This window comes from Pseudomonas sp. ZS1P83 (assembly GCF_054897825.1).
In genome coordinates this window covers 2,196,372-2,222,183 of record NZ_CM142706.1, presented here as the reverse complement: position 1 = coordinate 2,222,183, position 25,812 = coordinate 2,196,372, and the positions used below count along the sequence as shown (strand labels likewise).

Annotated in this window: 21 protein-coding genes and 4 pseudogenes; 5 read left to right on the top strand and 20 right to left on the bottom strand. The window is 58.6% G+C overall.

Annotated features, from left to right (window positions below):
* Positions 1-204: 204 nt before the first annotated feature.
* The 7 genes and pseudogenes from ACYZT0_RS10790 to ACYZT0_RS10760 form a co-directional block, all read right to left on the bottom strand.
* Positions 205-1,617, bottom strand: a complete 1,413-nt coding sequence (locus ACYZT0_RS10790) for an amino acid permease (RefSeq protein ID WP_462045812.1) — start codon at positions 1,615-1,617, stop codon at positions 205-207.
* A gap of 221 nt (positions 1,618-1,838) precedes the next feature.
* A complete protein-coding gene (locus ACYZT0_RS10785) occupies positions 1,839-4,100 on the bottom strand; it encodes an ATP-binding protein (protein ID WP_462045811.1) in 2,262 nt (753 codons plus the stop codon).
* Positions 4,097-4,870, bottom strand: a complete 774-nt coding sequence (locus ACYZT0_RS10780; RefSeq protein ID WP_462045810.1) for a substrate-binding periplasmic protein — start codon at positions 4,868-4,870, stop codon at positions 4,097-4,099. Before ACYZT0_RS10780 ends, ACYZT0_RS10785 begins: the two co-directional genes overlap by 4 nt.
* Positions 4,871-4,875: 5 nt before the next feature.
* The gene (locus ACYZT0_RS10775; protein WP_462045809.1) at positions 4,876-5,592 is read right to left on the bottom strand and encodes a response regulator; all 717 of its coding nucleotides are present in this window, start codon (positions 5,590-5,592) and stop codon (positions 4,876-4,878) included.
* Positions 5,593-5,684: 92 nt separating this feature from the next.
* Complete coding sequence (locus tag ACYZT0_RS10770) at positions 5,685-6,332, bottom strand: TetR family transcriptional regulator C-terminal domain-containing protein (protein WP_462045808.1); 648 nt, start codon at positions 6,330-6,332, stop codon at positions 5,685-5,687.
* 166 nt (positions 6,333-6,498) lie between these two features.
* Positions 6,499-6,679, bottom strand: a pseudogene (locus ACYZT0_RS10765) (class II aldolase/adducin family protein); the annotation flags it as partial.
* A gap of 63 nt (positions 6,680-6,742) precedes the next feature.
* Positions 6,743-7,792, bottom strand: a complete 1,050-nt coding sequence (locus ACYZT0_RS10760) for an ABC transporter substrate-binding protein (RefSeq protein ID WP_462045807.1) — start codon at positions 7,790-7,792, stop codon at positions 6,743-6,745.
* Between the two features lie 218 nt (positions 7,793-8,010).
* On the opposite strand from ACYZT0_RS10760, the gene ACYZT0_RS10755 reads away from it, so the two are divergent.
* Together ACYZT0_RS10755 and ACYZT0_RS10750 are read left to right on the top strand one after the other, a co-directional pair.
* Complete coding sequence (locus ACYZT0_RS10755; RefSeq protein WP_462045806.1) at positions 8,011-9,972, top strand: oxidoreductase; 1,962 nt, start codon at positions 8,011-8,013, stop codon at positions 9,970-9,972.
* Between the two features lie 153 nt (positions 9,973-10,125).
* Positions 10,126-10,722, top strand: coding sequence for a cupin domain-containing protein (locus ACYZT0_RS10750; RefSeq protein WP_415764999.1), 597 nt, complete (start codon positions 10,126-10,128; stop codon positions 10,720-10,722).
* Between the two features lie 118 nt (positions 10,723-10,840).
* On the opposite strand, the gene ACYZT0_RS10745 is transcribed toward ACYZT0_RS10750, so the two are convergent.
* The 6 genes from ACYZT0_RS10745 to ACYZT0_RS10720 form a co-directional block, all read right to left on the bottom strand.
* Complete coding sequence (locus ACYZT0_RS10745; protein ID WP_462045805.1) at positions 10,841-11,752, bottom strand: ABC transporter permease subunit; 912 nt, start codon at positions 11,750-11,752, stop codon at positions 10,841-10,843.
* On the bottom strand, positions 11,749-12,669 hold the full coding sequence (locus tag ACYZT0_RS10740) for an ABC transporter permease subunit (RefSeq protein ID WP_462043748.1): 921 nt from the start codon (positions 12,667-12,669) through the stop codon (positions 11,749-11,751). The genes ACYZT0_RS10745 and ACYZT0_RS10740 overlap by 4 nt, the downstream gene beginning before the upstream one ends.
* Entirely contained in the window at positions 12,666-13,808 is a 1,143-nt protein-coding gene (locus ACYZT0_RS10735; RefSeq protein WP_462045804.1) for an ABC transporter ATP-binding protein, read from the bottom strand. The genes ACYZT0_RS10740 and ACYZT0_RS10735 overlap by 4 nt, the downstream gene beginning before the upstream one ends.
* Before the next feature lie 82 nt (positions 13,809-13,890).
* A complete protein-coding gene (locus ACYZT0_RS10730) occupies positions 13,891-14,799 on the bottom strand; it encodes a helix-turn-helix transcriptional regulator (RefSeq protein ID WP_462045803.1) in 909 nt (302 codons plus the stop codon).
* Positions 14,796-16,217, bottom strand: coding sequence for an aminotransferase (locus ACYZT0_RS10725; protein ID WP_462045802.1), 1,422 nt, complete (start codon positions 16,215-16,217; stop codon positions 14,796-14,798). Before ACYZT0_RS10725 ends, ACYZT0_RS10730 begins: the two co-directional genes overlap by 4 nt.
* A gap of 31 nt (positions 16,218-16,248) precedes the next feature.
* Entirely contained in the window at positions 16,249-17,352 is a 1,104-nt protein-coding gene (locus ACYZT0_RS10720; RefSeq protein ID WP_462045801.1) for a polyamine ABC transporter substrate-binding protein, read from the bottom strand.
* A gap of 238 nt (positions 17,353-17,590) precedes the next feature.
* On the opposite strand from ACYZT0_RS10720, the gene ACYZT0_RS10715 reads away from it, so the two are divergent.
* A complete protein-coding gene (locus ACYZT0_RS10715) occupies positions 17,591-18,343 on the top strand; it encodes an enoyl-CoA hydratase (RefSeq protein ID WP_462045800.1) in 753 nt (250 codons plus the stop codon).
* Between the two features lie 74 nt (positions 18,344-18,417).
* On the opposite strand, the pseudogene ACYZT0_RS10710 reads toward ACYZT0_RS10715, so the two are convergent.
* Positions 18,418-18,846: pseudogene (locus ACYZT0_RS10710) on the bottom strand (LysR family transcriptional regulator); the annotation flags it as partial.
* Positions 18,847-19,032: 186 nt separating this feature from the next.
* Here ACYZT0_RS10710 and ACYZT0_RS10705 point away from each other — a divergent pair.
* A pseudogene (locus ACYZT0_RS10705) lies at positions 19,033-19,316 on the top strand (aldehyde dehydrogenase family protein); the annotation flags it as partial.
* A gap of 59 nt (positions 19,317-19,375) precedes the next feature.
* The gene (locus ACYZT0_RS10700; RefSeq protein WP_462045799.1) at positions 19,376-19,519 is read left to right on the top strand and encodes an aldehyde dehydrogenase family protein; all 144 of its coding nucleotides are present in this window, start codon (positions 19,376-19,378) and stop codon (positions 19,517-19,519) included.
* Between the two features lie 117 nt (positions 19,520-19,636).
* Here ACYZT0_RS10700 and ACYZT0_RS10695 read toward each other — a convergent pair.
* The 6 genes and pseudogenes from ACYZT0_RS10695 to ACYZT0_RS10670 all read right to left on the bottom strand — a co-directional run.
* Positions 19,637-19,855 (bottom strand): annotated as a pseudogene (locus ACYZT0_RS10695) (DinB/UmuC family translesion DNA polymerase); the annotation flags it as partial.
* Positions 19,854-20,402 carry a hypothetical protein gene (locus ACYZT0_RS10690; protein WP_462045798.1) on the bottom strand — a complete coding sequence of 183 codons (549 nt, stop codon included), beginning with the start codon at positions 20,400-20,402 and terminating at the stop codon, positions 19,854-19,856. The pseudogene ACYZT0_RS10695 and the gene ACYZT0_RS10690, both read right to left, overlap by 2 nt.
* Entirely contained in the window at positions 20,399-21,418 is a 1,020-nt protein-coding gene (locus ACYZT0_RS10685; RefSeq protein WP_462045797.1) for a catalase family peroxidase, read from the bottom strand. The genes ACYZT0_RS10690 and ACYZT0_RS10685 overlap by 4 nt, the downstream gene beginning before the upstream one ends.
* Before the next feature lie 24 nt (positions 21,419-21,442).
* On the bottom strand, positions 21,443-22,552 hold the full coding sequence (locus ACYZT0_RS10680) for an alkene reductase (RefSeq protein ID WP_462045796.1): 1,110 nt from the start codon (positions 22,550-22,552) through the stop codon (positions 21,443-21,445).
* 59 nt (positions 22,553-22,611) lie between these two features.
* A complete protein-coding gene (locus ACYZT0_RS10675; RefSeq protein ID WP_462045795.1) occupies positions 22,612-24,069 on the bottom strand; it encodes an aldehyde dehydrogenase family protein in 1,458 nt (485 codons plus the stop codon).
* 19 nt (positions 24,070-24,088) lie between these two features.
* Positions 24,089-25,726 (bottom strand): GMC family oxidoreductase, encoded by a 1,638-nt coding sequence (locus ACYZT0_RS10670; protein WP_462045794.1) that lies wholly within the window; start codon positions 25,724-25,726, stop codon positions 24,089-24,091.
* Positions 25,727-25,812: the final 86 nt, after the last annotated feature.

Genomic DNA, 25,812 nt, shown 5'->3' with positions numbered 1-25,812 from the left:
GATATAAGCTGTAACAGACTTAAAAAGTCCATAAGTAGCTGTTCTATATAGGTTATGTATCGATACTAAATTCTTGATCGATGACGCTGTTACAACTTCGAACAACCTACACCGCTGTGCACAATCTGCCCGCGAAAGCTGATTTCCCTGAATGCACAAAAAACGCGACAATCGCTTGCCGCGTTTTCTGTCAGTCGATGGGAATTACGCCGCCGGCAACGTCGGGGCCAACACCGCCTTGCGTTTACGATCGAGCAAGAAATACGCGCCATAACACAGAACAATGAATCCAAACCCCCAATACAACGACGGACGCTGGGTTTCATCCAGGGCCAGGAATACGAACAAAGAGCAGCACAACGTGATGCACATCAAGGGCAGCACCGGGAACCACGGGGCGCGGTATTTCAGATCGCTGAGTTTTCCGCCGTCGCGCAGGTAGGCTTTGCGGAACTTGTACTGCGCCAACGCGATGACAATCCAGGTCACAGTGCCGGACATACCACTCACCGCCATCAGCACCATGAACAACGTTTCGGCGGCGATGAAGCTAGTCAGCAGCGACACCAGGGCAAAGCACAAGGTGATGCTCAAGGCGCGCAACGGCACACCACGTTTGCTCAACAGCGAAAGACTTTTCGGCGCCATGCCGGTTTTCGACATCGCCCACAGGATGCGGGTCGAGGCGTACAAGCCGGAGTTGCCAACAGATAGAATCGCCGTGAGGATCACAAAGTTCATCAAGTCAGCGGCAAAGGGGATGCCGACCATGTCGAACACCTGTACGAAGGGGCTTTCCATCAGGCCCGCCTGCTGCCACGGCACGATGGCTGAGAGCACGACAATCGCCAGCACGTAGAAGATCAGCACGCGGAACACCACGTTGCGCACGGCACGCGGGATGCTTTTTTCCGGTTGGTCGGTTTCACCGGCAGCCACGCCCATGATCTCGCAACCCTGGAAGGCGTAGACCACGGTCATCATCACCGCGAACACTGCCGACATGCCGTTGGGGAACAGCGAGTCGCCGATAAGGTTGCTCATCATCGGCGCGGGCGCGCCACTGGTCAGCGGGATCGCGCCGAAGATCACCAGTACACCGACCACGATGAAACCGAGAATCGCCGCGACCTTGATCCCGGAGAACCAATATTCCGCTTCACCGAAGGCGCGGGTCGCCAGAGCGTTGAGGCCGAAAAGTACCACTACGAACAGCGCCGACCAGTACCAGATTGGCACCGCCGGGAACCAGCGGGTCATCAACATCCCGGCGGCGGTGAATTCCAGGCCCACGGTGGTAGCCCAGCTCATCCAGTACACCCAGCCGATCATGAAGCCGGTGGCCGGGCCGATGAATTTCGTGGCATGGGTCTGGAACGAACCGGACACCGGCATCTGCACCGACAGCTCGCCCAGGCAGACCATCACCAGGTACATCAGGAAACCGGCGACCAGGTAGGCCAGAATCGCCCCTATCGGGCCGCCCTGGTTGATGGTCACGCCGGAGCCCATGAACAGGCCGGTGCCGATTACGCCGCCCAGCGACAGCATGAAAATGTGCCGGCTTTTCAGGGCACGGGTCAATTGGATGCCATTGCGTTCGATGTTTTCGCTCATGTCGGCACCTCAGCAGTCAGTGAGGTGCGCAGCGCATGACAGGAGGTCATTGCGCAGGATGGGATCAGCTTTACGGCCATTCATTATTATTATCTCCAATAAGCTTCGAAGACCGCGCTGCGGCGGCTGCGTCGATTATTGGAAAGCGATGTAAGGTCGTGTTGTACGCAGTGATCGAAGTTGTAGAAAATCGTAACGATATTGTACGGCGGGCTTGTACGTCAGCTCTGCAACAGGTGTTCCAGGGTTTGAAGTGAGCGTTGCAATTGCTCATGAACCCGTGGCGCCAGCTCACGGATGGCCGACTCGTCGTTGACCTGCGCCACTTCTTCCAGTGTCCGCAATACAGCGGCCAACGCTCGAAAGCCTAGCGAGTCACAGCTGCCGGCCAAGCGATGCGCCAGGTGCGCGACTTCGGTGCAATCCTCGGCCTCGGTGGCTTCGCGCAGCGACTCCCGGTGCTGCAGGATCGAGTCGCGCAGCATCGATAGCAGACCCTGCACCTTTTGCTCACCGAGCAAGCTGCGATGGGTTTGCAGCAACGGCCAGTCCATGACGTTGTCATCCGGCGCAGGTTCCCGGTCCGGCGTCTGCCCGGCCAAAGCCTGACGCAGGTTGTCCAGTATCAACGGTTTGGCCAGTACGCCGTCCATGCCCGCATCCAGATACCCGCGCACCAGCGAAGGTTGCACGCTGGCCGTCAGGGCGAAGATGCGGGTCTGGCGGTTCGGTCCGTCGTTGAGGCGGATCTGCTTGCATAACTCGACACCACTGATACCCGGCAGATGCACGTCCAGCAGAATCAAATCGAACGTCTGGACAGCGCACTGCACTAACGCCTGTTCGCCCTCTTCGGCCAACCACACTTGATGACCGTCCCGTTGCAGCAGGCCCTGGACCACTTCGCGGTTCAGGGCCACGTCCTCAACCACCAGAACCTTGAGTGCTGATTCCACGACAGCCACCGGCGTAACGGCTACTGCACCGATGGCGGGCTGCAACGTCAGCTCGAACCAGAAACAACTACCGCGCCCGACTTCACTGTCAACGCCGATACATCCGCCCATGTGCTCCACAAGATGCTTGCAGATCGCCAGCCCCAGCCCGGTGCCGCCAAAGCGCTGCGCCACTTCCTCGCTGGCCTGAGTGAAGCGCTCGAAGATTTTCGCCTGCATCGCCGGTGCGATGCCGATCCCGTCGTCCGTTACACTCACCCGCATATGTTGCCCGCTGTGCCCTTCAGGCTGGGTGAGCAACGCCACCTCGACGCTGACTTCCCCGCCTTCGGTGAACTTGATCGCGTTGGCCAACAGGTTACTCAACACCTGTCGCAGGAATTGCTCGGCGCCATGGTGATGTTCAGCCAGCCGTTGATCGACTTGGCAATGCAGGATCGTGTCGTTACTCAACGCCTTGGGTTCCAGCAGAGTCAACACTTCGTCGAGCAGTTGGCGAATCGAGAAACCCACCGGTTCGGGCAGGCTTGCGCCCTCCTCCAGCTTGGCGAAATACAGCACTTCATTGAGGATCGTCAGCAAACCCTCGCCAGCCTTGCGCAGTGCATCCAGACGTTGGCTGTCGCGCTCGTCCAGGTTGGCACCGCGCAACAATTCGGCCATGCCGAGGATGCCGTTGAGCGGCGTGCGCAGCTCGTGGCTCATGGTCGCCAGAAAGCGCGACTTGGCCTGATTGGCCGCTTCGGCCTCGTCCTTGGCGCGCATCAAGCTGGCGGTGCGCCGCTCGACCCTGCGCAGCAATTCATCGCGATTGTCCTGCAACGCCAGGCGGTCGGTTTCCCGGCGGTCGATATCAATGAGGATCGCCCGGCGCATGTCATCCAGGGCGTTGGCCACGGTGTCGATTTCATCGTTATAGGCACCACGATTTTTGTCCACGCGTAAAGGCTCGTGCCATTCACCGGCAGCGATACGCCGGGCGAACTCGGCCATAACTTGCAGGTGACGGGTGACCAATCGGTAAAACAAACCGGACAACGCCACCGCGAGGCCACAGAGGAACACGCCCATCCACAGCAGACTGGTCAGCCCGGTGGCATACAGGCGCTGATACACCGCACCCAGATCGGTACTGACTTCCAGTTCGCCGAGATGGCGCAACGGGCCGGATGGCGGTTGGTAGTCCAGGGCAAAACGCTCGATACGCAGCGGCCCCACCGGCACCGGGTTACCGTGCAGCAGATCGTAATCCGGACTGATCAGGTGCACCCGCGCCACATCGGAAAAGTCCACCAGACCGCGCAACTGCACATTCAATTGTTCCAGGTTCAGATCCCACAGGCTGCGCTCCAGGCTCGCCAGGTAGCCGGCGCGGATCAGCTCCATGCGCGAGTCGATCTCGCGCATCTCCCGGCGATATTCGATGTACAACTGCACGGTACTGGCGAGCACGGTGAAACACAGGCTGAACAACAGAATGAACAGCAGCAGGCGCCGCAACAGTCCACCAGGGCGGGCGTGGATCATGGCGCGTTCGCCGGCAGGTTGATCATGTCGCGGTAGGTGACTTCGCTTTCATTGAGCAGACGCTCGATATCGCCGCCATCGACCATGCGCTGCAATTGCGCATTGATGTCTGGCATGCGAGCGGCCAGTGGCGAGCGGCGTGAAACGGCGACTCGCAGGTAGTCCACGCTGAGGGCATTGGGTAACGCAACGATGTCTTGCGCTCCGGGCATTTTTTCCACGTACAACTGCCCGGTGCGGCGCTCCTGGGTGATGAAGTCGATGCGCCCGCGAATCAGTTTGCCGAAGTTCTGGCGGCTGTCGGAGACCCATTCAATGTTGTTGTTTTGCGCGACCATACGATCGAATTCCACGCCATAACTTTCGCCAAACAGCAATCCGCCCCGGTAGCGGGCCAGGTCTTCCAGCCGTTCGAATTTCACCGGGTGCTGGCGATTGATGAACACCGCCACCTCTTCGCGCAGCACCGGCACCGTGGAAAACAACATGCTCTGTTCCCGTTGCGCGGTGGTGTAGGCCAGCACCACGTCGACCCGGCCTTCGGCGGCGTCGAGCAGGCAACGCTTCCAGTTGCCCAGCACCACGATTTCGACTTCGTAGCCCAATTGACCGAACAGGATTTTCACTACGCTCGGCGCCAGGCCCCGGACCTGTTTGCCGTCGCTCCAGGAAATCGGCGGGTACACCGGATAGTCGCAATAGCGCACCTTCTCCGCCGCCAGCGTGTTGCCTGTCACCAGCACCAACAGCAGGCAAAACAGTCGCGCCACGGCCCTCACGCAGCGAGGCTGGCAGTGAACAGGTAACCGGCGCCGTGGATGGTGATGATCAACTGCGGTTCTGCCGGGTCGTCGTGCAGCTTGCGGCGCAAGCGGCCCACCAGCACATCGATTGAGCGGTCGTTGGGCACCCATTCGCGGTTGCGGATCTGGTCCATCAACTGGTCGCGGCTCAGGGTGTGACCGCTGTTGCGCAGGAACACGCTGAGCAGCTGGTATTCGCCGTGGGTGAGCAGGGTTTCACTGCCGGCCTGATCGATCAGGCGTCGGCGGTCGGTGTCCAGCGCCCAATCGGCGAACTGTTTGACGGGTCTGGGGACTGTGGCCACCGGTTGAGGAATCTGCGCGTGACGAACTCGGCGAATCAGGTTTTTCGCCCGGGACACCAGCTCGCGTGGATTGAGGGGTTTGATCACATAGTCATCGGCACCGCATTCAAGGCCGACGATACGATCGATTTCATCGTTGCGCCCGGTGATCAGGATAATCCCGACTTCCGAACGCACCCGCAACTCTCGGGTCAGGGTCAGGCCGTCCTTGCCCGGCAGGCGGATATCGAGCATGACCAGGTCCACGGTCTGGCTGGCCAGGAAGGTTTCGGCCAGTTCCGCCGTGGCGGCGCAATGAACGTCGTAGCCCTCCTGGGACAAGTAGGCGTGCAACAGTTCACGAATCAGCGGATCGTCATCGACAATCAGTACCCGAGGCGTCATTGCTTGGTGTCCTGCACAGGCCCGAGGGCGTATTTCTTATTAGAGTGTTTTTCTGCATCAGCGGTAGAGAGTAGTCACTACTGAACAGGTGATCAACAACTGCTCGTCTGCACGCAAAAACGCTGGCGGCCACCGGCCTGCAATCCGTCGACCCAGGCTTCGCAAATCTGGATGCCCTGCTCCGGGGTAAAGGTGCCGGGATTGAGCCCGTACTCCAGCCACAGGCCATCGAGCAAGGCACTCAGGCTAATCGCGGCGAGATCGCCGTCGAAGTGTTCCCAACCCTCTTCCTGCGCCAGTTCCAGCAGCACCTTGCGCAAGATGCCGCGATACTCGCCGTAGGAATGATCGTGAGCCTTATTGATCGCCTCGGCGGTTTTCACCGCCCCCCAGAACGCCAGCCAGGCATCGATCAACTGCGGGTCGAGCAATTCGGTGGAGAACGAGCCGCGAAAAAACGCCGACAAGCGCTCGCGGGCAGTGGGTGCGGCCTGCTCCATGGCGTCGCGCAGCAGGCTCATGACCCGCCCGGTGATCGCCATATAGGCCTCGGCCACCAGCTCATCCTTGCCGGAATAGTGATGGCTGATCAGGCCTACCGAAACACCCGCCTCGGCGGATATCTTGCGGATCGACGCACCCTGAAAGCCGTGGCGCTTGAGGCATTCCAGCGTTGCCTCGATCAGATTGGCCTTGCGCAACTCCGGTTCCATGCGGGAAAAACGGGCTTCCTGATTCATGGGTAACACGCTCCTGGATTCAATCACTGGGGCTCGCGCTGTCATTGCAAGCTGAACGACTGTACAGCAAGAGCGTGGCATGTCTCCAGTCAGTTGCGCGTCCGGGAGACCGTAGCGCCCCAATCGCGGGCAAGCCTCGCTCCTACAGATTTGGGTTGTTCCACCATTATCGACACGAAGCAAAACCTGGAGCGAGGCTTGCCCACGCCAGCTGCATCCCATCGGGGTCGCTGAGTTCACCCTCGTCCAGCGGCCGACCAGGGTCGTTGAACTGGCGCTTGGTGTGTTCGCACACCTCGGCGGGGGGTAACCAGCTCACCGGCAGTTTGCGCGGCCAACTGGATTTGGTGTGGGTATGCAGCACGCATTGTGCGTCTTCGCGGCGTGCATGGACGTTCAGCCGCAGTCAGCTATTTGCTCGCCCAGGCGTTGAAGCGCTCTTCAAGCTCCTCGCCATGGTCGACCCAGAAACCGACGTCCATCGACAGCGCGCCCTTGAGGTTCTGCGGCGCAGTCGGCACCCATTGCGCGAGTTTATCGTCCAGCCGCGCAACGGCCTCGGTGTTGGTCGGGCCATAGGGGATCTGCTGCACGTACTTGACCTGGGCATCCGGCTGATTGGCAAAGGCGATAAAGCGCTGGGCCTGATCGACGTGTTTGGAGCCTTTGATGATCGCCCAGTAGTCCATGCCGTACAGGCTGCCGGGCCAGACCAGCCCCAGATGACTGCCGCTTTGCGCGGCGGCGGCGATGCGTCCGCTGTAGGTTGAAGTCATCACCACATCGCCGGCGGTCAGCCATTGCGCCGGTTGTGCGCCCGCTTCCCACCACTGGATGTACGGCTTGATCTGATTGAGTTTGGCAAACGCCCGGTCTACGCCCTGTGGGGTATTGAGCACCTTGTAGACATCCTCGACCTTCACCCCGTCAGCGAGCAAGGCGAACTCCAGGTTGTACACCGCGCGTTTGCGCAGGCCACGTTTGCCGGGAATTTTCTGCACGTCCCAGAAATCGGCCCATGAGGTCGGAGCCTTGGCCAGTTTGTCGGTGTCGTAGGCAATCGCAACGCTCCACACCAGCGCCGCTGAACCGCACTCCTGCGCGGCCTCGGGGATCAACTGCCCGGCGTGGCCCAGGCGGGTCCAGTCCAGACGTTCATACATGCCTTCTTCGCAGCCGCGCATCAGGTCCGGGCCTTCGATCTGCACCACGTCCCAATCGACATTGCCGGTGTCGACCATGACTTTGATCTTGGCCATTTCGCCGTTGTATTCGCTCTGGATGACCTTGCTTTGATCCACTGCGCTAAACGGTTGGAAGAACGCCACGTCCTGGGCTTTTTGTCCGGCCCCGCCGTATCCGACCACCACCATGTCCGAAGCTGCCTGAGCGCTGCCCAGGCCGATGGCCAGGGTCAACACCAAGGGATAAAAACCGTGCTTGAGCGTATTCGTTTTCATCAGTGGTTCCTCGTACAGGTGCAAAGCCGAATATCGGTCGGCATAGCCCTTTTTTATTGTTGGTGAGGTTCGCCCCAGGAGCGGGCTCGAAACGAAACTACTGCAAGCCTCAGTAAAAAAACAAGTTGATTTGTTACTGAGGGTAAATTTATATAGACCAATAATTACAACGCCGAAACCCGGCCTTTCGGCTCCAGCCTGCCCGGAGTACCCGTACCATGCCGAGCCCGACCCCAGCGTATGCGCACCTGTTCGAACCCTTGCAGATCCGTGGCAAACGCCTGAAAAACCGCATCATGTCCAGCGGTCATGACACCTCGATGCCCACCGACAACCTGGTCAACGAACAGCTGATCGCCTATCACCGGGCGCGTGCCGAAGGTGGGGTTGGGCTGATCGTGCTGCAAGTGGCCGGTGTGCATGACAGCGCGCGGTACACCTCCCACGTGCTGATGGCCACCGACGATGCCTGCATCGATGGCTACCGGAAAATCGCGCAAACCTGCCACGCTCACGGCACCTTGGTGCTGTCGCAGGTGTTCCATCCGGGGCGGGAAATCATGGAGTCCAGCGATGGCCTGCTGGCCGTGGCCTACTCCGCTTCGGCGGTGCCCAATGAACGTTTCCGGGTGATGCCGCGCGCACTGGATCAGGCGATGATCGACGAGATTGTCGCCGGTTATGCCGCTGCCGCCCAGCGTCTGCATCAGGCCGGGATCGATGGCGTCGAAGTGGTCGCCAGTCACGGCTACCTGCCAGCGCAATTCATCAACCCCCGAGTCAACCGCCGAACCGACGGCTACAACGGTGAGCTGGAACATCGTCTGCGCTTCCTGCGCGAAGTCATCGCCGCGATACGGGCCAGCACCGACGAGCAGTTCATCATCGGCCTGCGCATCTCCGCCGACGAGCGCGACCCTGAAGGCCTGACCGAAAACGAATCCCTGGCTGCCGTGCAATCGCTGCAACCACAACTGGATTACGTGCACATCGTCGCCGGCACCTCAGCGTCCCTGGGTGGCGCGGTGCACATCGTGCCGCCGATGGCGATTGAAGCGGCGTACCTGGCCAAAGAGGCTGGCACCTTCAAGGCCGGATTGAGCATTCCACTGTTCGTCACCGGGCGCATCAACCAACCGCAGGAAGCCGAACTGATTCTGGCCCGGGGTCAGGCCGATGTGTGCGGCATGACCCGGGCGTTGATCTGCGACCCGCAAATGCCCAACAAGACCAATGCCGGCCGCGCCGAAGACGTGCGCGCCTGCATCGCCTGCAATCAGGCGTGCATCGGGCACTTTCACAAAGGTTTGCCAATTTCCTGCATCCAGCACCCTGAAACCGGTCGCGAGTTGATCTTCGGAGCGCGGCAACCGGCGCCAACACGCAAGCGCATCATGATTGCCGGCGGTGGTCCGGCCGGGATGAAAGCCGCTGCGGTGGCGGCGCAATGCGGGCATGATGTGACGCTGTACGAAGCCAGTTCACAACTTGGCGGCCAAGTGCTGTTGGCGCAATTGCTGCCACGGCGCAGCGAATTCGGTGGCGCGATCACCAATCTGCAACGGGAAATGGAATTGGCCGGGGTACGAGTAGTGCGCAACACCCGGGTCGACCGGGCACTGGTGGAACGGGAAAAACCGGAGATGGTGATTGTTGCCACGGGTGCCGAGCCATACTGGCCGGCGTTCGAACGCGGGGGTGAATTGCAGGTGGTGGATGCCTGGCAGGTGCTGCGCGACGAAGTGCAAATCGGCCGTTCGGTGGTGGTGGTCGATTGGCGTTGCGACTGGATCGGCCCCGGCATCGCCGAGCGTCTGACCCGTGCCGGCCATCAAGTGCAACTGGCGGTCAATGGCACCCATTGCGGGGAAAACCTGCCGCTGTACGTGCGTGACCAACTGGCCGGTGAGCTGCACAGACTGGGCATTCCCATCACCCCTTACGCGCGGCTGTACGGTTGTGACGACAACACCGTTTACTTGCAACACACCGCCAGTGGCGAACCCATGTTGCTGGAAAATATCGACACGCTTGTGTTGTGTCAGGGTCATCAACCCGTGGATACTCTTGGCGCGGAACTGCAAGGCCTGGTGGAATTTCGACGCATCGGCGATTGCCTGGCGCCGCGCACCGCCGAAGAAGCGATTTATGAAGGTTTGAAAGTCGCCTGGGCGCTTTAAGCCCGTTTATACTCCGGGCTTTTACCCTGTTGGAGCGAGCTTGCTCGAGATGCTCCTTAATGCGCGCTTACTGGTTGGAAGCGGCGTCTGTGAGTCCATCGCGAGCAAGCTCGCTCCTACGGGGTTCATGTTCGACCCGGTTCGGAACTCACCATGAGCAACAACAGCAATACACCGCCCGCAATCGGCACCGCCGAACCGCACTTTCTCGGCACGCGGATTCGCGGCCTGCGCAAACGCCGGGGCATGACCCTAGCGGAACTGGCGCAATTGAGTGAGCTGACAGCGGGCTACATCAGCCAACTGGAACGCAATCTCGCCTACCCGTCAATTCCGGCGCTGTTCAACATTGCCCGTAGCCTCGGTGTGACCATCCAGTGGTTCTTCGCCAGCGAAGCCAACACCGCCCCCGAGGACGATGGCGTGGTGGTGCGCAAAAACAGTCGTCTGAGCGTGCATTACGAAGACGGCATCGTCGACCAGCTCCTGACCCCACCACCCAACCGGCAACTGGAAATGCTCCATTCGCGCTTTCCGCCCGGCACCTATAGCCAGCAAAGCTACAGCCACGAAGGCGAAGAAGCCGGTTACTTGCTGTCCGGCAGTTTCGAGTTGTGGGTCGGCGAGCGCTACTTTCAGCTCAACGAAGGCGACAGCTTCAGCTTTTCCAGCCAGGAACCGCACCGCTATGGCAACCCTGGCGAGGTGGATGCGGTGGTGATCTGGGTGATTACCCCGCCAACGTTCTAACGGCGCCCGCAGCTACGTTGGTTTTTCCAGGTACAACCGGCTCGCAGAAACTGCGGCCACTGCCGGTCCGGACCACCCTGCAAAAAAGTTGAGGCGGTTGCCGGAATGACATCGAGGGTCAGGTGACTGGAGCAGCTTCGGAGCGCTCGGTGCGTTTTTGAAGGGGGGCAATAGGTTGTGGCTTGGCCGATGCAACGGCACCTTCTTCGATCGCCTGCTGAATCGCACGTTTGCGACTTTCTTCGGCACGACGGCTGAAGAACCAGACCAGGAACGTCATCAGCGATACCGCCAGCAGAATCAGACTGGCCACGGCATTGATCTCGGGCTTCACGCCCAGACGCACCGCCGAGAACACTTCCATCGGCAGGGTCGTCGAACCCGGCCCCGAGACGAAGCTGGCCAACACCAGGTCGTCCAGCGACAGGGCGAAGGACATCATGCCGCCGGCACCCAGCGAGGGCGCGATCATCGGAATGGTGATCAGGAAAAACACCTTCCACGGCCGCGCACCCAAATCCATGGCCGCCTCTTCGATGGACAGGTCCAGCTCACGCAAACGCGCCGACACCACCACCGCCACATACGCCGCACAGAACGTGGTGTGGGCGATCCAGATGGTGATGATGCCCCGCTCCTGTGGCCAACCGATCATCTGCGCCATGGCCACGAACAGCAGCAACAGCGACAGACCGGTGATCACTTCGGGCATCACCAGCGGCGCGGTGACCAGGCCACCGAACAGCGTACGACCCTTGAAGTGGGTGATACGGGTCAGCACGAACGCGGCCAATGTACCCAGCGCCACCGCCGCCACCGCCGTGTAGCAGGCGATTTCCAGCGAGCGCACCACCGACCCCATCAGTTGCGTGTTGTCCATCAAACCGACGTACCACTTGATCGACCAACCACCCCACACCGTCACCAGTTTCGAGGCGTTGAACGAGTAGATCACCAGGATCAGCATTGGCGCGTAGATGAACAGCAGACCCAGCACCAACATCAAGCTTGAGAAACGAAAGCGCTTCATTCTTTGCCCTCCATTTCTTTGGCCTGACTACGGTTGAACAGGATGATCGGCACAATCAGGATCGCCAGCATCACCACCGCCAGGGCAGACGCCACCGGCCAGTCACGGTTGTTGAAGAACTCTTGCCAGAGCACTTTGCCGATCATCAGGGTTTCCGGACCGCCGAGCAGTTCCGGGATCACGAACTCACCCACGACCGGAATGAACACCAGCATGCAACCCGCGACAATGCCGTTCTTGGACAGCGGAATGGTGATCTTCCAGAAGCTGTTGAAGGTGCTCGAACCGAGGTCCGATGCGGCTTCCAGCAGGCTGTTGTCGTGCTTCACCAGGTTGGCGTAGAGCGGCAGAATCATGAACGGCAGGTACGAATAAACGACGCCGATGTACACCGCGAGGTTGGTGTTGAGGATCTGCAGCGGTTCGTCGATCCAGCCCATGCTCATCAGGAAACCATTGAGCAAACCGTTGTTACTGAGGATGCCCATCCACGCGTAGACGCGGATCAGGATCGCGGTCCAGGTCGGCATCATGATCAGCAGCACCAGCACCGTTTGCATCTCTTTGCGGGCACTGGCAATGGCGTAGGCCATCGGGTAGCCGATCAGCAAACAGAGGACGGTGCTGATCAGCGCCATCTTCAACGAGCCGAGGTAGGCGGCGATGTACAACTCGTCGCCGGCCAGCATTGCGTAGTTGCTCAGGTTAAGCAGCAACTGCACTTTTTGGTCGAGGTAGCTGTAAATCTCGGTGTACGGCGGAATGGCCACGTCGGCTTCGGCGAAGCTGATCTTCAAGACGATGAAGAACGGCAGCATGAAGAACAGGAACAGCCAGATGAACGGAACCCCGATGACCATCTGACGGCCACCGGGAATTATTCGATTGAGGCGGCGTTTGAATTTGCGCAGGTTCATGAGCGAAGTACCACGCCGCTGTCGTCTTCCCAATACACGTAAACCTGGTCACCCCAGGTAGGGCGCTGACCGCGGCGCTCGGCGTTGGCGACGAAAGACTGGACGATCTTGCCGCTCGGCAGTTCGACGTAGAACACCGAGTGACCACCGAGGTAGGCGATGTCGTGCACCTTGCCGCTGGACCAGTTGTATTCACAGGTCGGCATGGTCGGGGTCACCAGCAGTTTTTCCGGACGGATCGCGTAGGTCACGGATTTGTCCTGCACCGAGGTGCTAATGCCGTGGCCCACGTAAATCTGGCGGTCCAGGTCCTTGCAGGTGATGGTCGCGTGGCCCTCGGCGTCGTCCACCACTTCGCCGTCGAAGATGTTGACGTTGCCGATGAACTCGCAGACCAGACGGCTGGTCGGGGTTTCATAGATGTCGATCGGGCTGCCGATCTGGGCGATCCAGCCCAGGTGCATGATCGCGATGCGCTCGGCCATGGTCATGGCCTCTTCCTGGTCGTGGGTCACCATGACGCAGGTTACGCCGACCCGCTCGATGATCTCGACCAGCTCAAGCTGCATTTGCGAACGCAGCTTTTTATCCAGCGCGCCCATCGGCTCATCGAGCAGCAACAGCTTCGGTCGCTTGGCCAACGAACGCGCCAGGGCCACACGCTGACGCTGACCACCGGACAACTGATGCGGCTTGCGCTTGGCGTACTGGCTCATCTGAACCAGCTTGAGCATGTCCGCGACACGGGCATCGACTTCAGCGGCGGGGATTTTGTCCTGCTTGAGGCCGAAGGCGATGTTCTGCGCCACGGTCATGTGCGGGAACAAGGCATAGGACTGGAACATCATGTTGATCGGCCGCTCGTACGGCGGCATGTCAGTGATGTCTACGCCATCGAGGAAAATGCGCCCCTCCGTGGGCCGTTCGAAGCCTGCGAGCATGCGCAGCAACGTGGATTTGCCCGATCCCGAACCGCCGAGCAGGGCGAAAATCTCGCCTTTCTTGATTTCCAGGGACACATCGTCCACGGCAATCGTCTCGTCGAACTTCTTCGTGACCCGGTCGATTTTGACCAGCACCTGTTTCGGTGTCTGGTCGCCCTCGAGGGCTTTCTTATAGGCGCCGGAGGCAACTGCCATCTTTATATCGCTCGCGCAGAGAGGCCGCTTGCCTGAACAAGGTAACCTTCATTGTTATTAGGATTCGCTAATGGGCAATAACTTAATTCGACCGTAACCACACGAAAAACAGTGCAAATAATTCCGACTGCGAATTGACGTTCAGCTTTAAATAAAGACCTTTGCGGTGCATGCGGACAGTCTCGGGCGAAATACCGAACTGCCTGGCCGTGGATTTCACGGAGTGCCCGCGGAGTAACATGTGCGCGACCTCGCGCTCGCGCTGCGTCAGCAGATCGCGACCGAAATTCTCAAAAGCGGCCTGCAATCGCTGTTTGAAATCGTCATGCGCGGTGGTGGCTTCGCCATCGGCGCGCGTTGCTACAATGCTCTGCAAACCGCGTTGGCCAAACTCATGGATGAACTCCCGTACTAGCGGCTCGACCGCCCGCAGCAGATTGAGTTGTTCCGCCTTGAGCGCCTCGCCACCGAAGCCTTGAAACAAGCTCAATGATATTTGCGATTCATTCACCGTGTCGACAATATAAAAACTGTCTTCGGAGCTCCCTGCTTTCAAGTAGTAAGTGTTGTAATACTCACTGTCAAAGAAGTTGTCAGGGGCAATTTCCTCAAGATGATAAAAACCTTCAGCCAGGCCCTGCTCCACCGCCAGGCAAAACGGATCAAGCAAGTAGCCACCGGAAAAATAGCGGTCGATGATCGACTCCCGATATTTTTCCGGAATGCCGCGCTGATACAGCAACTGCGGTGCACGGTCCTTGTGTTCCAGGCTGATCATCACCGATTCGACGGACACCAGATGCCCGAACGCCGACGCCAGATATTGCAGCGCGTCAAGCGTCTCGACATGGGCAAATGCCTCGCGCATGTCGCGATGCCAGTTATGCAATGCCCCAAAACGCAAGGCAATCAACGTCTCTTCGTCAGGTTTGTTCATGCCCCGCAGTCTAGCGGGTGAACCGGCACCTGTTAATCGCAGACTTGAATTCATTGGCCGAAATACTGGCCGCTTTGCTCAAGCTCAGCGGCCACCTCAAGTATGCACACCCGCAGGATCTCGACGATTTCATCGACCTGAGCACGCGTCAGAATCAGCGGCGGTGACATCACGTTGAGATGCATGATCGGGCGCACCAGCAAACCTCGAGCCTGGGCGCGGGAATGAATCATTTCGCCGATGTTGATCTCGTCGGCAAACAACGCTTTAGTGCGCTTGTCGGCCACGAACTCGACGCATGCCATGAGCTTCTGGCAACGCACCTCGCCAACCAGCGGCAGATTACAGAGTGTCGCGAGCCGCTCTTCCAGATAGCCGCCGACGTCGTCGACATGCGCCAGCAGGTTTTCTCTTTCGATAATCTCAATGTTCTTCAATGCCGCCGTACAGCACACAGGATGGCCGCCGTAGGTAAAACCGTGAGTAAAGCAGCGCCCCTGGCCGGGTTCGGCAATCACCTTCCAGATACGGTCGGAAAAAATGCACGCTCCCAGCGGCAGATAAGCGGACGTCAGCCCTTTGGCGGTGGTGATAATGTCCGGTTGCACATCGAACAATTCATAAGAAGCGAAGAACTTGCCCAGCCGGCCAAACGATGTCACCACCTCGTCAGCGACAAAAAGAATGTCGTAGCGTTGGCATACTTCCCACATGCGCTTGAGGTAGCCCTTGGGCGGGATGATCACTCCGCCGGATCCCATGATCGGCTCGGCAAAAAAACCCGCCACCTTATCCGCACCGATAGACAGGATCTTGTCTTCAAATTCCTTGACCAGAAATTCAAGGAACTGCGCCTCGTCCATACCACTCGGCGCGCGATATGGGTTGGGGTTGGAGATGTGGTGAATTCTGTCGTTGGCGTAATCGAATTCAGGCACCCGGTCGGCGGCCTTGTTGCCGATTGACATCGTTAGAGTCGTGGAGCCGTGATAGGCGTTATAACGCGCGATTACATGCTTCTTGTCCGGTTTGCCACGGCAGTTCTGATAGTACTGAATCAGTCGGTACGCGGTGTCAACTGCAGTAGAGCCACCCGTGGTCAGAAACACGTGATCCAGATCCCCTGGCGCCAGGCTGACGAGCTTTTCGCACAGTTGGATCGCGACATTGTTGGACATGTCGGAAAACGGATTCGAATACGCCAGTTGCCGCACCTGATCGGCAATCGCCAGCGCCATTTCCTCGCGCCCCAATCCGATATTGGTGCACCACATTCCACCAACGGCATCGAGAAAGCGGTTGCCATGGGCGTCGATGATATAGGCACCGTCACCCGCCACAATGTTCAAGGAACCCTGTTCGCTGTGCTCGTCGAACATGTGGTAGCCGTGCATGTAGTGAGCTTTATCGGCGCTGACCAACCTGGCGTCATCTACAACAGCTGACAGTTGTTTATTGGCTGCAGTAACCATACAAAAAACCTCAAACCAAATAATTGAAGAATTAAATTCCGCTCTTTACGGTGCTCCAGACCCGAGTGATGGCACGCGTGTCTTTCGCGTTTTGGCTCTTCTGTGGAAACAGCCGTTGACGCGTCTGCTCATCGGGGTAGATAGCGGGATTGTTTCGTACATCGGCACTCAGCAACGGAGTGGCGGCCGCGTTGCTATTGGCGTAATGAATGTAATCACTCACCTCAGCCATCACCTGAGGCTGCATCAGATAGTCGAGGAACTTGTGGGCATTCGCGACATGGGGTGCGTCCACCGGAATGTACATATTGTCGAACCAGATCAACGAGCCTTCCTTGGGAATAAAGTAGGCAAGATTGATATCCAGTTTCGCTTCTTCGGCACGCGCCATTGCCGTCGCATAATCACCTGACCAGGTCATGGCCATGCACACGTCACCATTGGGCAGGCTGGTCAGGTAGTTGACCGAATCGAATTTGCGAATATATGGCCGCACCGACAACAACAAATCCTGGGCGGCTTTCAAATCTTCCGGCGCAGCGCTCTCAGGGTCGCGTCCCAGATATACCAGGGCTAACGGGATCACTTCCGTTGGCGCATCTACCAGCGTTACTCCGCAGTCGGCGAATCGCGAGACGATTTTTGGATCGAAGATCATCGCCAACGAACCGATCGGCGCGTCCGGCATGCGCTCCTTGATCTTGTCGACGTTGTAGGTGATGCCATTACTGCCCCAGGTATAGGGCGCCGAGTACTTCGTGCCGGCATCGAATCCCTGTTGCCCCTCCAGAACCTTCGGGTCAAGGTTGGTCCATTGGGGCAATAAACTCTTATCCAGCGGCTGGAAAACCTTGGCATGGATCAATGGCGGTGCGAGGGACGCATTCAACACGACCAGATCGTAGCCGGAATGACCGGTCATGAGCTTCGCCTGAACCGTTTCATAGGCGTCGAACGTGTCATAGATCACGTGGATGCCGGACGCCTTTTCGAAGTTGGCGATGGTTTTTTCGCCAATGTAATCCGCCCAGTTGTACAGCCGCAGCGTATTGGCCTCATTCTCCTCACCAGCCTGTACACCGACCGCTATGAGTACCAGGAGCGTACTGAAAATCAACTTGAATGCCTTGCTCATAGCAAAATCACCTTATCAAGCGACGCCGGTTCTGGATGACCGGTTGGACTCACTATTAAGGGATTCGGCCAATGACGCCATAACCCAAATGGGGGGCTATCAGGATTGAGCACTCCCGAACTGAACGGGATGGCAAAAAACAGCAGCTATGGTGACACGTTTTGTCATAGCGCCGACGAAGGACAGAAGTCTAGAGTGCCTTCCATAAAGATCACCCAACGATCACACAAGGCACCCGATGAACAACTTGATCGGACAACATCGTGAACAAGGCTTGCTGACGCTGACCTTCAACCGCCCGGACAAACTCAACGCGCTGAACAACAGCATGTATACGCAGTTGGCCGACCTGTTACTGGCAGCGGACGAAGATAACGAGACGGGCGCAATCATTCTCACCGGAGGCCCCTCGTGCTTCACCAGCGGTAACGATCTGGAGGATTTTCTGCAGCATCCACCTACTCATCTGGACAGCCCGCCGTTTCGCCTGATGGACGTGGTCGTCCACCTGCAAAAACCGCTGCTTGCAGCTGTTTGCGGGGTGGCTATCGGAATCGGTACCACGCTGCTTTTGCACTGCGATCAGGTGCTGGTCACGCAAAATTCCAAGCTTCGCATGCCGTTCGTGAATCTGGGCCTGTGCCCCGAATTCGGCGCCAGTCTGTTATTGCCCCGCCTGCTTGGCCATGCACGCGCGGCGCGCATGCTGCTCTGGGGCGAAAGCCTGGATGGTGGCGCTGCGGTCGCTTGTGGATTAGCGAATGAAGTGTTCGACGACGCAGAAAAATGCCTGACGGCCGCGCAGTATTTGGCCCGACGCCTGCTGGCACTGCCCCGGCAATCCCTGCTTCAGACGCGAAAACTGCTGAAGCAGGCGTCGATGGTTGAACTGGAGGCCACCTTACGCCAAGAAAACCTAATGTTCATCGAACGGCTCAACAGCATGGAGGCACAAACGGCGCTGAACACCCTCCTCCATCGCAGTAAATGAAGCTCGTCGGGGCCGATCCCAAGGCCATACCCATGAATCCGCCGCAGGATAGAAGCGGATAACGGCAACTGTCCCCCCGAAGGCGCCGTGTTCGCCTGCAAAAACTTCATTAACGCTCCCGCCGCCGGCGACAGGCCCCGCCCTTTGCGCGTGAGCATGCCGATCTGGCGCTCCACCTTCGGCTCGGCCAGGGGCAAAAAGGCGAGCTTTTCGTTCTCCTGTGGAAACGCCAGGTAAGGCAAGGTACTGATCCCGACGCCCTCCTCCAGCATCGCAATCAGCGAGATCATGTTGGAGATGAACAAGCGACTGTGCTCCAACCAGCATTCGGCATCGGTGCCTTCCAATAGCCGCGCCTGGCCCAGCTTCTGCTCCAGCTCGCGCACCGCCAGGGACATCGCCGGCTGCGTGCGGTAGGCCTGGCGTGCGGCGGCGTGGAAACTCTTGAGCTCAGCCACGAGAAGGAAGTAGCGCAGCTGGGCGATTTTAAGCTCAGGCAACATGGTTATTAATCCTTATCGAATCATTTTATTTATTAATTTTTATTTGCGACATATGGCTCGCAAGATGAGAGCCAGGCAAACGGAGGCTTCTCAATCTCACTCATTCCCTACAAAAACTACATCGATGGACAGTGGTGCGAAGGTCACACCACGCTAAGCAACTACAGTCCCTCGGACAGCCGCGACTTGATCGGTGAATATCAGCAGGCCAGCGCCGAACAAACACGGTTAGCGATCCAGGCCGCCCGCTGTGCGCAGCCGCTGTGGGCCGCCACTGGCCTGGAAGCGCGCCAACTTCTGCTAATGGCCATCGGCGACGAGCTGATTGCCCGCAAACAGAGCTCGGCCAACTGCTCTCCCGTGAAGAAGGCAAGCCACTGGCCGAGGGCATCGACGAGGTCAACCGCAGTGGCCAGTTCTTCCACTACTACGCCGCCGAGGTATTGCGCCAGATGGGCGAGACCGCCGCCTCCGTGCGCCCCGGTATCGACATCGAGGTACACCGCGAGCCGGTGGGCGTGGTGGGCGTGTGGGCATCATCACCCCTTGGAACTTCCCCATGGCCACCGCTGCCTGGAAGGCTCCGGCCCAGGCCTTCGGCAACGCCGCAGTGTTCAAGCCGGCCAACCTGGTGCCAGCGAGTTCAAGCGCCGCGCCCAAACCAGCTGCGTGATGGTCAATCTGCCCACCGCCGGCACCGATTACCACGTGCCGTTCGGCGGCCGCAAAGCCTCCAGCTTCGGGCCACGCGCTATCTTCCGCGCAACTCAAGCTATTGACGTAAGTGTTATGGCAATTCCACCAGCACTCCATTGGCGTACTTCGCTTCCTGGGGCTTGAACATTCCAGGACGGATGCTTACCCGAATTTTCTTGCACAGCGACTGCTGAGCCCGAAGTTTGTCCGTAGCCCTCATCATGTAAGTCGCTATAGCTTCTTTTATCGGTGTTATCTCGGTGAGGTGCGTGCCGAACATTCGGCTGCAGCAAATCTCCTATTTGGGCGGATCAGCGCAACAACCAGCGTGACATTAGACGTGTCGTCATGGGCATCAACCAATAGACCATATTGAAGGACACTAACCCAGCCACCAACACCTTGAACAACCAAGCGGGTAGATGCAGATCAGAAAGTTCAAGCAACACCGCCAAAAAACCCGGCATAAAAACTGACAATGGCAAGACTACCGACCAGGACAGTAGCCATTGCTTCCAGCGTGCAACTGTGGCCCGTCCTTGCATCGGCTCAAACCAGAATTTCGAATCATCGTCGACGCGATGGTAATCCTGCCGCAGCCAGGGCCGCGACTCATGCAGCAATGCCTGGCGCACGTCAGAGCCCAGCCACGCCAAGACATGGCACTTGCTGGTAAAGCGCAGGATTATTGCGTATCGCAACTGCGGCCCTACGGGTTTGACTACATCAGTAGCTAAATAACCAGGGAACTGCTGATGGGCATAGATGGCCTTGTTCATCCATTGCTCATACAAGGCCTGATGCTGCGGATTGACCTCATGCACAATCACACTGACGCCAATGTCGGCGTCAATGCTCATTGTTGTTGCCTCCTGAGCATCGCCCGGTGGTAGATACCTTCACGTGCGAGAATCATTGGATCGTGACTTGGCTTAATGCCGTCGAGCAAGCGTCCGGGGCTGAAGGCAAGCCGCTGCTGGGCGAGTTGTTGTTCCTCTGCCGAAACAAGAGCGTCGAGGGTCAACATCCCAAGTTCGACTTCCTGATGGTTGCGCGACCAAGGAATCGAACCGTCTTCGATGGCATCTCCTGGGGCTGCCAGTTGCACCATGAGTCGCAACTTCACCGTCCCCTTGGTCAATCGTGCGCCGATTTCGTCCTGCAAGTAATCGGCAGGCATCGAGGCGGCTTGCTCGTCGCTCAATAAAGGTTCTGGCAGCAACGGTTCAATGCGATAGCGACCGACATGGTCTTCACCCTGACGGTTGCTGAACACTAGGGCGTTGACGCCAAAGTATTCAGCACTAACGTAGCTGCTCGGTGCTGGCTTGGGCGTCTCAAGAAAATGCTGTGCCCTTGGATGGGTGACCAGAAATGCTTGCAGTGGCAAAGGATCGGACGGTGTGGCGACGTTGGCAGCAATGCCTTGCAAAAAGCTTAGGAAGTCTTCGGGGGTGGCCACCGGAAAGCCATTGAACGAGTGCGCCACGATATCCGTAGACTCACCGTCCGGTAGCGTAAAACGAACGGCCAGACCATGGGGACTGGCCATCGGGTCGCCGTCTTCGGTAGCAGGCAGGCCACTGAAGTTGGAGAACCTCATCAATACCGGTACTGGCTGTCCCTGGAAATGAGCTGCTCGAGTAAGCGCCGGAGCCGCTTCAGAGGCGGTAAAGGTGCCACGTAACAACACGCCCTTGGCATGCGTTACGCGAAACCCAGGATGATGCCCGAAGGTGGCGTTGAGCGTGTCAAGCAACGCGTCGTAGAGTTTGTCCTGGGGCATGGAGGTGTTTCTCACGGGAGAAGAATTATCTTCGATGGCGGCGAAGGCAGAGGACGCTGCCAGCGTCCCAGCCAACAGCGCGCCTGCCATTAGTCGGGGCAGTCGCATCGGGGCTCAGCTCTGAGCCGCAAAGGATGGATAGTCCGTGTAACCCCGGGCGTCGCCACCGTAAAAGGTGCTGCCATCAGGCTCCGCTAACTCGGCGTCGAGCGCGAACCGCTGCGGCAGGTCGGGATTGGCGATGAAGGGTTTGCCGAACGCCACGGCATCGGCAAGTCCTTGCGCGACGATGTGTTGCGCGTCAGCCTGCTGATAGCCACCGCATACGAAGATCGCACCGCTGAACGCCGAGCGCAGTTGCGCGCGAAACCCTGAGGGATAATCCACACCGGGCCACTCGGACAAATGCAGGTAAGCGATGCGCCGCTGACTGAGAGACTCGGCGAGGTACAAAGTAATGTCCTGAGCTTCGACGCTGAAGTCCATATCGTTGACGCTGGGTGGGCACCACGGCGAAAGGCGGATACCGACCCGATCCGCACCAATGGCAGCCGAAACCGCGTCCACCACTTCCACGACAAAACGTGCACGGTTCTCCAGCGAGCCACCGTAGCGGTCAGTGCGCTCGTTGGTGGTGACGGAGAGAAATTGCTCCAGCAAAAAACCGTTTGCGCCTTGCACTTCAACCAGATCAAAGCCTGCGGCGCGGGCCCACAGTGCGGCCTGGACAAACTCCTGCACGACCGCCGCAATCCCCTCTTCGCTCAACGCCTCTGGCATGTCGCAATCGACCATACTCGGCATACCTTCATCATCGAAGGCGAAAATCTTGGCCTGTGCACGAATAGCTGAAGGCGCCAGAGGCGACTGGCCCTGGGGTAAGACCGAGTGATGGGAAATGCGGCCGACATGCCACAGCTGGGCGGCGATCAGACCTCCGTTGGCATGAACCTCGTCAGTCACCTGCCTCCAGCCAGTTTGCTGGGCCTCGGTATAGATACCGGGTGTGTAGGCATAGCCTTTGGCGCCGGGAGAAATCGGCATACCTTCGCTGATCAGCAGCCCTGCACCTGCACGCTGACCATAGTATCGGGCGTTGAGTGCTGTGGGGATATCACCGGGCTGGGCAGAGCGCGAACGAGTCATCGGAGCCATCAGCACACGGTTGGCCAAGGTGAATGGCCCGACATCCAAAGGATCTAGTAAGGTTTTTGTACGATTCATGAATATGATTCTCTGTACAGCCGCCTACGCACCAACGCGCGCAGGCGAACTGATTTAATTTAAGCTTGGCGCAGGCCGGGATTGAGGGCGATATGTTTGTATTCGACAAAGTCATCCATGGCAGCTACGCCGTTGAGGCGTCCCTGGCCCGACTGTTTAAAACCACCCTCCTCAAACTCGTCGTAGACCACTGCCCAGTCGTTGACCCATACAGTGCCAACCTCCAGTTCACGGGCAACCCGCAGAGAACGGTCGACATCGCGAGTCCACACGCCAGCCGCCAGGCCGAACTCACTGTTGTTAGCCAGCTCGATCGCCTCGGCTTCGCTATCGAACACCTGTAGGGTCAGCACCGGGCCGAACGTCTCGCGCTGGACAATGGGCATATTAGGGTCAGTGACGCGCAGCAAGGTCGGGCGATAGAAAGCGCCCTTGGCCAATGGCCCCTCGGTGACCGGCCCGCCGCGAACGATGATTTGAGCGCCGTCGGTGATCGCTTCCTCCACCACTTGGTTGACCCGCTGCACGTTAGGTTTATCTATCAACGGCCCCATTTCGCTGGCGGGATCCGCAGCCGGCCCCACGCGCACGGCTTCCAACCGCGCGGCCAAGCGCTCCGTCAGCGCCGTGGCAATATCACGTTGCACCAGCAGCCGCGACCCCGTCATGCAGAATTGACCAGCGAATACCGTCAGAGCTTTTTCTAACGTTGGCACGACAACATCAAGGTCAGCGTCGTTAAACACCAGCATTGGCGTTTTCCCACCCAGTTCCAGGCCAAAGCGTTTGAGGTGCTGTGCACCCGCAGCGGAAATCGCCCGACCGGTGCTTGTGCTACCGGTGAAACTGATCACCGGAACCTTGGGCGACTCCACCAGATGTATGGAACCGGTCGCACCCAGTTCACTGAACAGATTGATGACGCCACGAGGCAGCGACGCCGCCTCACTCATGATCCGTGCTACCAGGCAGTTGGTCTGGGCCGTTTGCCCGGGCATTTTGATCACTGTGGTGCAACCGGCAGCCAGGGCAGGTGCCAGGGAGCGAATCATCAGTACCACTGGTGAATTCCACGGCACGATGATGCCCGCTACGCCCACTGCTTGACGGATCACCAGGGAAATTTTGCCAGGCTTGGGCTCGGCCGCACGACCGTATTCGGCGCGAGCAAGAGCGGCGTAATAGCGCAGTTTGGAGGGCACCATAGTGACCTCGAACTCGGCTTCGGGTCTGATCTTGCCGTTTTCTAGCGCCAGGGTGTCGATCAACTCATCTGCGTTGCGCTCGAAAGCATCCGCCAACTCCAACAATACCTTGGCGCGCAAGTTACGATCGTCTTTCCAAGGCGTTTCAGCGAACGACCGTTGTGCCGCCTTAATTGCCTGTTGCGCTTCGTTTAAGCCACCTTCGGCGTATTGACCAATCAGCTCATAGGTCGCTGGGTCGATGGAGTCTTTGTAAACACCGGAGTCCAGCCATTGGCCGTCGATCCAGTTCAAAGCTGGAGTGCTGTTCATAGAGGCAGATTCCTGAGGATTAAACGTAGAGACGAGCAATGTGCTCGGCGGTGGCAATCACAGTGATGTTGGTGGCTACCGAAGGCACATCAGGGAAGATCGAAGCGTCCACTACCCGCAGGCCCTGCACGCCGATAACCCGCGCTTGCAGATCGACCACCGCTCGCGCATCGCCCGGCCGCCCCATGGGAGCAGTCGAGGTCGGGTGGTGATAGGTATCGAGACTAGCTTTGACGCTGGCCAGTAAAGCCTCGTCGGTGTCGTTGCCTTGGCCCGGGTTGAGCTCGGAATGGATCAGCTTATTGAGTGGTGCCGTTGTGCCGATTTTGCGGGACAGGCGGATGCCATCCAGCAGACGCTGGCGATCCTTTTCATCAGCCAGAAAATTCAGATCGATGTTCGGTGCTACGAACGGATCGCGACTAGCGAGCGTCACTTTGCCTCGGGACAGTGGTCGAGTCAGGGCTACCGCGAGAACGAAGCCAACCTTGGTCGGGCTCTGGTCGTGGGGAAACAAGTGGGTGGCCGTGATATGAAGATCCAGATCACCGTTCTCGGCTGTACTGCTGTGAGTCCAGAGTTTTGCACCAATGGCTGGCGACTGACTGCCAATCACATCAGGCTTGGCGGCATAGGCGTTGTAGTAGAACGGGTGATCCACCAAGTTTTGTCCCACAGGCAGCTCGGCGACCAGTGGAATTTGCAAGGCACGGAGATCCTCCCCCGGGCCAATGCCGGAACGCAACAGGATCGCGGCACTGCCATAGCTGCCAGCCGAAAGGATGACTTCACCAGACAAGAGCTTTTCCCCGTTGGCCAGTTGCACACCGATTGCGCGCTTACCGTCGAACAGAACTTTATCTACCAAGCTGTCGGGACGGATATGCAGGTTGTCGCGGGCTCGCACCTCATCGGTAAGGTAGGCCATGCCGGTGTTGACTCGCACACCGTTGACGATATTCATCGGGTACGGCCCTACTCCGTTGGCGTCAGCACCGTCAAAATCGGTAACCACTTTGTAGCCATTGGCGACCGTGGCGTCGATGAAGGCGCGCTGCATGGGGGTTACATCTGTATTACTGAGTTGATGCACAGGGAGCGGCCCTTCATGGCCGTGTAGCTGGCTGGCACCACTGCTGTGAGTTTCCAGCTTTTTGAAGGAAGGCAGCAGCTCTTCATAACTCCAGCCTGGCAGATCCCAGCGCTTGAAGTCGTTAGGGCGCGCACGGATTGCCACTGCGCCATTGATTGCCGAGCTCCCCCCCAGCACCTTACCGCGCAATGCCCCGATAGGATGTTCGATGTAGCCCGGCTGGGTCTTGTAGCCCCATTCAAACTCCGGATTGCCATTGGCACCAACGGTGTCGCTGCTAGCGATAATCTCGGGGTAATTATTCGGGTCATAGCTATGGCCCGCCTCAAGCAACAACACCTGACGCTTGCTGTTCTCGCTCAAGCGACGAGCCATAACCGCGCCGGCCGAACCTCCACCGATGATGATCACATCGACCGGGGTACTACGGCCTTCACTCCTACCGGGTTTGCTGCCTGGTTCCAAAACCTGCGCCAAGCCATTGCCCGCCGCCAAAGTCGCGGCAACCATAACGCCACCTGCCAATACAGCACGGCGAGCAGGATTGCTAAGGGTTCTCTTCATCCGTCTTCTTCCCTGTCAGACGCTCGGTAGTGCGTCTGGTGGAAAAAGCATAATTCAAGGCTCAGATCACCATAAGCCGGCAAAGA